General features: G+C 73.9%; 6 protein-coding genes. 3 read left to right on the top strand and 3 right to left on the bottom strand.

Annotated elements, in window-relative coordinates; all coding sequences use genetic code 11:
• Positions 1 to 96 precede the first annotated feature (96 nt).
• The 3 genes from ACZ7GJ_RS32190 to ACZ7GJ_RS32180 all read right to left on the bottom strand — a co-directional run bounded on the left by ACZ7GJ_RS32190 (position 97) and on the right by ACZ7GJ_RS32180 (position 3769).
• A complete protein-coding gene (locus ACZ7GJ_RS32190; RefSeq protein ID WP_470756631.1) occupies positions 97 to 747 on the bottom strand; it encodes a PhzF family phenazine biosynthesis protein in 651 nt (216 codons plus the stop codon).
• A gap of 19 nt (positions 748 to 766) precedes the next feature.
• The gene (locus tag ACZ7GJ_RS32185; RefSeq protein ID WP_470756629.1) at positions 767 to 2227 is read right to left on the bottom strand and encodes an HtaA domain-containing protein; all 1461 of its coding nucleotides are present in this window, start codon (positions 2225 to 2227) and stop codon (positions 767 to 769) included.
• 72 nt (positions 2228 to 2299) lie between these two features.
• On the bottom strand, positions 2300 to 3769 hold the full coding sequence (locus ACZ7GJ_RS32180) for an HtaA domain-containing protein (RefSeq protein ID WP_470756627.1): 1470 nt from the start codon (positions 3767 to 3769) through the stop codon (positions 2300 to 2302).
• Between the two features lie 115 nt (positions 3770 to 3884).
• Between ACZ7GJ_RS32180 and ACZ7GJ_RS32175 the strand changes: the two genes are divergently transcribed.
• The 3 genes from ACZ7GJ_RS32175 to ACZ7GJ_RS32165 are packed head-to-tail and all read left to right on the top strand — an operon-like array spanning position 3885 to position 6942.
• A complete protein-coding gene (locus ACZ7GJ_RS32175) occupies positions 3885 to 4901 on the top strand; it encodes a heme/hemin ABC transporter substrate-binding protein (protein ID WP_470756625.1) in 1017 nt (338 codons plus the stop codon).
• Positions 4901 to 6061 carry a FecCD family ABC transporter permease gene (locus ACZ7GJ_RS32170; protein WP_470756623.1) on the top strand — a complete coding sequence of 387 codons (1161 nt, stop codon included), beginning with the start codon at positions 4901 to 4903 and terminating at the stop codon, positions 6059 to 6061. The genes ACZ7GJ_RS32175 and ACZ7GJ_RS32170 overlap by 1 nt, the downstream gene beginning before the upstream one ends.
• Complete coding sequence (locus tag ACZ7GJ_RS32165; RefSeq protein WP_470756621.1) at positions 6058 to 6942, top strand: heme ABC transporter ATP-binding protein; 885 nt, start codon at positions 6058 to 6060, stop codon at positions 6940 to 6942. Before ACZ7GJ_RS32170 ends, ACZ7GJ_RS32165 begins: the two co-directional genes overlap by 4 nt.
• Positions 6943 to 7031: the final 89 nt, after the last annotated feature.

Genomic DNA, 7031 nt, shown 5'->3' with positions numbered 1-7031 from the left:
GGTGTGTTGGGGGGGGGGGGAAAGAAGCGCCCCACGGGGGGGGGGGGAGTCCCCCCCCCCCCCCCCCCCCCCCCCCCCCGCCCCTCTCGCGTACGGCTACGACGCGAAGCGGACGCGGCCGCCGATCTCCACCGTGCCGTCCGGTCCGGGGGCGGTGAGGATCTGGGAGCCCTCGCCCTGGGTGATGTTCAGGGCGCGGTTGAGCTCGGCCGTCAGCAGGATCGCCGCCGAGCCCGTGGCCTCGTCCTCGACGATCGCCCCGTCGGGGCGGCGCGGGAAGCCGCGGGCCCGGACCCGGCCCGCGGCCTCGTCCTCCCAGGCCCAGGCGTACAGCCAGCCCTCGCCGGGCGGCGGGGCGGGCAGCGCCTCGACCTCGGCGACGGTGGCGTACTGCTCGGTGCGCTTGCCCTCGACCCATTCGGGGCGGGCCGTGATCCAGGTGAACTCCCCGTCGTCGCGGGCCCATACGGAACCGGCCGGCGGCTGGAGCTCCCCGATGTCGAGCAGCCAGGCGACCCCGACCAGCGGATGGCCGGCGAAGGCCATCCGCGTGCCGGGGGTGCGGATGTCGACGACCCCGCGCTCGGGGTCGTCGACGAACACCGTCTCGCTGTAGCCGAGTTCGGCGGCCAGCTCCTGCCGCGACCGGTCGTCGGGGCAGGTCCGGCCGTCGCGCACGACACCGAGCCGGTTGCCGTACCGGCCGTCACCCGCGCAGAAGACCTTGAGGACATCGAGATCGTTCACGCGGGCATTCAAACACGGGTCAGCTCAGCACCGTGCGGCGGCGGCGCCCGAGGAACACCGCGCCCGCGCCGGCCGCGATCACCGCGGCGGAGGCGCCGAGCAGGGTCCCCGCCGGGATCTCGGAGCCGGTGGTGGCGAGGTTCCCGCCGACGGAACCTGCGCCGCCGGCCGTGGCGCCGCCGGCGGCGGTCCCGCCATTGGTACCGCCCGCGGCCGGGAGGGTGGCATCCTTGTCGACGGCCACGGAGAAGCTGAGCGGGTCGACCGGGTCCCCCGCGTGGTACATGGAACCGGTGGTGGCGTTGGCGAAGGTGGCCGCGCCCTCGGCGGTGAAGGCCGCCGGGACCGCGTTCAGCGCGAGCACGCCGCCCTTGGTCTTGTAGTCGGTCTTCGACAGGTCGAGCGTGGCGAAGGGGACGCCCGCCTTGCTGCCCGAGGCGTTCGTGACGTCGACGTACAGGGTGCCGGCCCTGCCGGTGGCCTCGACGCGGAGGTTGGCGAAGCTCATGTCGATGCCGTGGGCCGTGTACTGGAAGCGGAGGTTGCCCTCGAAGGAGGCGCTCAGCTTCTGCTTCTTGGCGTCCAGCTCACCCTTGCCGAAGGCGAAGTCGAAGAGGTCGCCGTTCTTGACGGCCCCGCCGGCCGGGGTGATCGAGCCCGCGCTCTGCACGTAGCGGCGGAAGGACTCCTTCACGCCCCACGTCAGCTTGCCGCCGAGCACCTTCTGCGGGCCGTCGGCGGTCGCCGTCGCCGTGGGCTGCGCCGTGGCGGTCGCCGTCCTCGACTGCGTCGGGGTCGGGGTCGGGGTGGGGGTCGGGGTGGGCGTGGGCGACGGGGTCGTGCTGGGCGTGGCGCTCGGCGAGGCGGGCTGCTCGAACTCCAGCTTCACCGTGAGCGGGTCGCCGTCCACGCCCGTGTAGGGGCCGCCGAGTTCGGCCGCGGCCTGCTCGGTGATCTTGGTGGGCAGGTTCTCGGTACTGCGGCCGGCGACGAAGTCGGCGAGCGGCACGTCCTGCTTGGTCTCCGCGCCCTTCTTCGCCACGTCGGCCGTGACCTTCTGGGTGGCGGTGTCGAACCGGAAGTCGGACAGCGTGACTTCGAAGCCGTGCGCCGGCGAGGCGAAGGTGACACCGCCCTTGAAGGAGGCCTTCACCGTGTGCGCGGCGGGGTCGTACGCGCCACCGACCGCCGCCAGCCGGAAGGTTCCGTCGGCGTTCACCTTGGCCCCGTCGGAGCCCGTGATGGTTCCGCCCGCGCCGCCCTGCTCGACCGGGCGCGTGACGTACTTGCGGTACCGCTCCAGGACGCCCCAGTCGAACGTGCCACCGGTGACCGCCCGGGGCGGCGCCGCGGCGGGGGCCGCGGCGGCGGGGGCCGCCTCGCCCGCGGCCGTCGCGGGTATGGCGAAGGCGGTGGCGCCGAGGGCGGCGGCGGTGAGGACGGCGGCCGCGAGGTTGATCGGGCGGCGGTTCGAGGACATGGCTGGGGGTCTCCTGAAGCAGAGGGAAGAGGAAGGCGAGTCGGGTGGGGGCGGCGGTGTGGCGGTGCGGTACTACGGCGCGCCGGGCGGGGATCCGGCCCCGGCCGACGCCTCCGCACCGGCTTCCGCGGCGTCGGCCGCACCTGCCGCATCCGCCGTACGGCGCTTGCGGACCACCAGGAAGGCCGCGCCGCCCGCCAGGACCAGCAGGGCCACCGCCAGGGCGACGTACAGCCCGGTGTTCGAGGACTGCTCCGCATCGGCGCCGGTGGCGGCGGCCGCGGGCGCGCTCGGCGGGGCCGCCGCGGGCGGGGCCGTGGAGCCGAGGTCGGGCAGGGCCGGCAGCTGCGCGCCGGCCTCCAGGGCGACGGCGAGCGAGACCGGGTCCATCTCGGTGCCGGCCTTGTACATGGAGGACAGGGCCGTGGTCCTGAAGGCCTCGGATCCGCCCTCGGTGAGCGTGGCCGGGGCCTCGGTCAGCGTGGCCAGTTTGCCCTCGGTCTTCAGTCCCTTGGCGTCGAACTCCACCAGCGCGACGCCGTTCTTGGTCCCGGCGCCGGTGGTGACATCGGCGGACAGGACGCCCTTGCCGTTCTCCACCTTGACGCTCACCTTGCCGAACTTCAGGTCCAGGTCGGCGCCGGTGAATTGGACCGTGCCCGCGAAGGCCGCGTCCAGGACGCCCTTCTGGCCGTCGTACGAGCCCTTGCCCTGCGGGAAGCGGAACAGCGCCCCGCCGTCCTGGGCGCCTTCGGCGAGGGTCCACTTGCCCTGGCCGATGGAGCCGGTGACGTACTCGCGGAAGGTGCGGCGCACTCCCCAGTCGACGGCGGCGTCGGCGAAGGCGCCCGGGGCCTGCGAGGTCTCGGGGGTCTGCGGTGCCTGCGGGGTTCCGGTGGGCGCCGTCGGCTGCTGTGCGGAGGGGGCGGCCTTGACGTCGGCGGACAGCGAGACGGGGTCGAGCTGCGTACCGGCGGCGTAGTAGCCCGCGAAGGCCTTGGCGCCCTGATCGGTCAGGGTCGCCGGGACGTTGGTGAGGGTCAGCGGACTGCCGCCGCCCTTCATGTCGATGCCGCCGACGCCGAGCGTGGCGAAGGGCACCTGGGACTGGCTGGTGACCGCGCCGGTGTCCTTGGCCTTGCTGGAGACGTCCGCGTACAGGGTGCCGCGGCCGCCCGAGATCTTGACGGTGGGCCGGCTGACGGTCATGTCGAGCTCGTAGGCGCCGTCGGGCTTCTGGTGTCCCTGGAAGGTGACCCCTCCCGAGTACGCGGCCTCGAAGGTGCCGGAGGCCGGGTCGTAGGAGCCGCTCGCCGAGTGGAAGCGGAACAGGCTGCCGCCCACGGTGGCGGCGCCGCCCTTCAGCTTGAAAGAACCTTTCGCCACCGGCCCGGTGACATAACTCTGGAAAGAAGATTTGATGCCCCAGTCGAGCCGGCCCCCCTGCACGGTGCCCGCATGAGCGGCGGTGGCCGAGAGCAGGGTCCCCAACAGGGCCGCCAACAGGACGACTGCGAGGGTACGGGCGGGTCTTGCGGGCATGAATGTCCCCTCCAGGGTCTAGCAAGCAAGGTTAGGCTAACCTAAGCTATCCCTGGCCGGGTACGGAACCCCCCGGTCCCCACAACCTCAGTCGGACGATCAGGACGGTGCCTTCGTGCCTACGCCCGCCGCGTCACACCGCATTCCCCGTATCGCTCTTGCCTTGGCAGCACTGGCACTTGCGCTCACGGGCTGCGGAGGTACGGCCACCACTCCGGGCTCATCCGCCCGCCCCGCCGCCGCCCCGGACCGGGTGGAGCCCCTCACCCCGGCGCCGGCTCCGGCCCTGCCGGTGACCGTGCCCTCGGTGGACGGGACCCAGGTCAAGGTCGCATCGGCGGACCGGCTCGTACCGCTGACCGGCAGCCTCAACGAGATCGTCCACACACTGGGCCTCGGCGACCGGGTCGTGGCCCGGGACATCACCGCCACCTTCGAACAGGCCGCGGCGCTACCGGTGGTGACACGTGGCCACGACGTCTCGGCGGAGAGCGTGCTCTCGCTCCGCCCGACGCTGGTGCTGGCGGAGACCACCAGCGGTCCCGCAGAAGCGATTCAGCAGATCCGCGACGCCGGCATTCCGGTGCTGGTCCTCGCCCCCGCCAAGAACCTCGACGACGTACCGAAGCGGATCGACGCGGTCTCCGCCGCCCTGGGCGTCAAGGACGCCGGGGCCCGGCTGAACCAGCGCACCGCCGAGCGGATCGCCGCCGTCCGCAAGGACGTTCCGGCCGCCGCCTCGGCCAAGAAGCCCCGGGTGGCCTTCCTCTACCTGCGCGGCACCGCTTCCGTCTACCTGCTGGGCGGCTCCGACTCCGGCGCGGCCTCGCTGCTTGAGGCGGCCGGCGCGGTCGACACGGGCAAGGACTCCGGTCTGGGCAAGGACTTCACCCCGATCACCAGCGAGGCCCTGGCGGCCGCCGCGCCCGACGCGATCCTGGTCATGTCGAAGGGCCTCGAATCGGTCGGCGGCGTCGACGGCCTGGTCAAGGTGCCGGGCGTGGCCCAGACCCCGGCCGGCATGGACCGCCGGGTGGTCACGGTCGACGACGGCGTCCTGCTGAACTACGGCCCCCGTACCGACCAGGTGCTCGCCTCCCTGGTCTCCCAGCTCTACGGCAAGGGCGCCTGATGCCCCTGCCCTACGAGAACGCCGCCGAGGCCGACTCCCGCCCGGCGGCGCTGCCGAGAGGCGGAGGCGGCGTCACCCACAATCCGGCCCCGCCGACGCCCCAGCGGGTCCGGGCGGAGCCCGGGAGGCCGGGTCGGCGCACGGCCCCGCTGCTCACCGCCGGGCTGGTCGCCACCCTGCTCCTCCTCGCCCTCCTCTCCGCAGGAGTCGGCGCGTACGAGATCCCCCTCGGCGACGTGCTCGCCTCGGTCCAGCACCGCGTCGGCTTGGGCGGAGCTCCGCTCGACCGGGTCGGCGAGAGCGTGCTGTGGAACGTACGGCTCCCCCGGGTCGTGCTCGCGCTGCTGGTCGGCGCGAGCCTCGGCTGCGCGGGCGCGCTCATGCAGGGCGTCTTCGGCAACCCCCTCGCCGAGCCGGGCGTGATCGGCATCTCGGCCGGCTCCGCCGTGGGCGCGGTCGCCGCCATCGGCCTCGGGCTCAGCTTCTTCGGCAACTGGACCATCACCGTCTGCGCGTTCGTCGCGGGCCTGGTCACCGTCGGCTCCGTCTACCTCCTCTCCCGCAACGGCGGAAAGACCGAGGTCGTCACGCTCATCCTCACCGGGATCGCGGTCAACGCCTTCGCCGGCGCCCTGATCGGCCTGTTCGTCTTCTTCGCGGACAGCGGGCAGGTCAACCAGATCACCTTCTGGCAGCTCGGCTCCCTCGCCCAGGCCACCTGGCCCAAGGTGCTCGCGGTCCTGCCCTGCGCCCTGGCCGGTCTGATCGCCGCCCCCTTCTACGCCCGCCGCCTCGACCTCCTCGCGCTCGGCGAGCGGCCCGCCCGGCACCTCGGCATCGACGTCGAGCGGCTGCGGCTCGCCCTGATCCTGGTCGTCGCCCTGCTCACCGCCGCCGCGGTGGCCGTGGCCGGGGTCATCACCTTCGTCGGGCTGCTGGTCCCGCACCTGCTGCGGATGGCCAACGGTCCCGGCCACCGCTTCCTGGTGCCGGGCAGCGCCCTGGCCGGCGCCGTCGTCCTCATGGCGGGCGATCTGGCCGCCCGTACGATCGCCCGGCCCGCCGAGCTCCCGCTCGGTGTGCTGACCGCCCTGATCGGCAGCCCGTTCTTCTTCTGGCTGCTGCGCCGCACCCGCCGCAAGCAAGGAGGCTGGGCGTGACCAGCAAGCTGACCGGGCTGTTCGGCCGCCACAAGCGCACCGTTCCGGCCCGCCCGGCCCTCGGGGACGCCGTCGTCGAGATCGCGGGCCTGCACGTCCGGCTCGGGGAGCGCGAGGTCCTCGCCGGGATCGACCTGACCGCCCGGGCGGGCGAGGTGCTGGCCCTGGTCGGCCCGAACGGCGCCGGCAAGTCCACGCTGCTGGCCGCGCTCGCCGCGGACCTGCCGGCGGCCTCCGGGGTCGTACGGATCGACGGGCGCCCGGTGGGCGACTGGTCGGCGCCCGAACTGGCCCTGCGGCGCTCCGTGCTCCCCCAGTCGGCCGAACTGTCCTTCCCTTTTCCCGTCGGGGAGGTCGTACGGATGGGCCGGGCCCCCTGGGCGGGCACCCCCTACGCCGAGGCCGACGAGGAGGCGGTGGCCACCGCCATGGCCGCCACGGAGGTGACCGCCTTCGCCGACCGCCCCTTCTCGGCCCTCTCCGGCGGCGAGCGGGCCCGCGTCGCGCTGGCCCGCGTACTGGCCCAACGGGCCCCGCTGCTGCTGCTCGACGAGCCCACCGCCGCACTGGACCTGCGCCACCAGGAGCTGGTGCTGCGGATCTGCCGGGAGCGGGCCGCGGCCGGGGACGCCGTGGTCGTCGTCCTGCACGACCTGGGCCTGGCCGCCGCCTACGCGGACCGGGCGGCCGTGCTGCACGAAGGGCGCGTCGCGGCGGACGGCCTGCCGGCGGAGGTGTTCGGGGGCGACCTGCTCAGCCTGGTCTACCGGCAGCCGGTCGAGGTCTTCCCGCACCCTCGCACCGGAGCTCCGCTGGTGGTTCCCGTCCGCGGTTCGGACGGTGCCCGTTCCGCGGTGCGGAACGGGCCTCCGGCAGCTTGACCTGGTCTTGACCCGACGATGGGGGGCCCATGGGTGGGCCGTGATGGCCCTGTATCCGGCGGTAGCAGGTGTGCGCTGAATCACTCGAC

Source organism: Streptomyces sp. NPDC037242 (assembly GCF_055604165.1).
This window is presented reverse-complemented; position numbering and strand designations above follow the sequence as displayed.

Bases quoted from the DNA above. Each gene is read 5' to 3' on its own strand.
- ACZ7GJ_RS32180 (WP_470756627.1), bottom strand. From the start codon at position 3,769: ATGCCCGCAAGACCCGCCCGTACCCTCGCAGTCGTCCTGTTGGCGGCC.
- ACZ7GJ_RS32170 (WP_470756623.1), top strand. From the start codon at position 4,901: ATGCCCCTGCCCTACGAGAACGCCGCCGAGGCCGACTCCCGCCCGGCG.
- ACZ7GJ_RS32185 (WP_470756629.1), bottom strand. From the start codon at position 2,227: ATGTCCTCGAACCGCCGCCCGATCAACCTCGCGGCCGCCGTCCTCACC.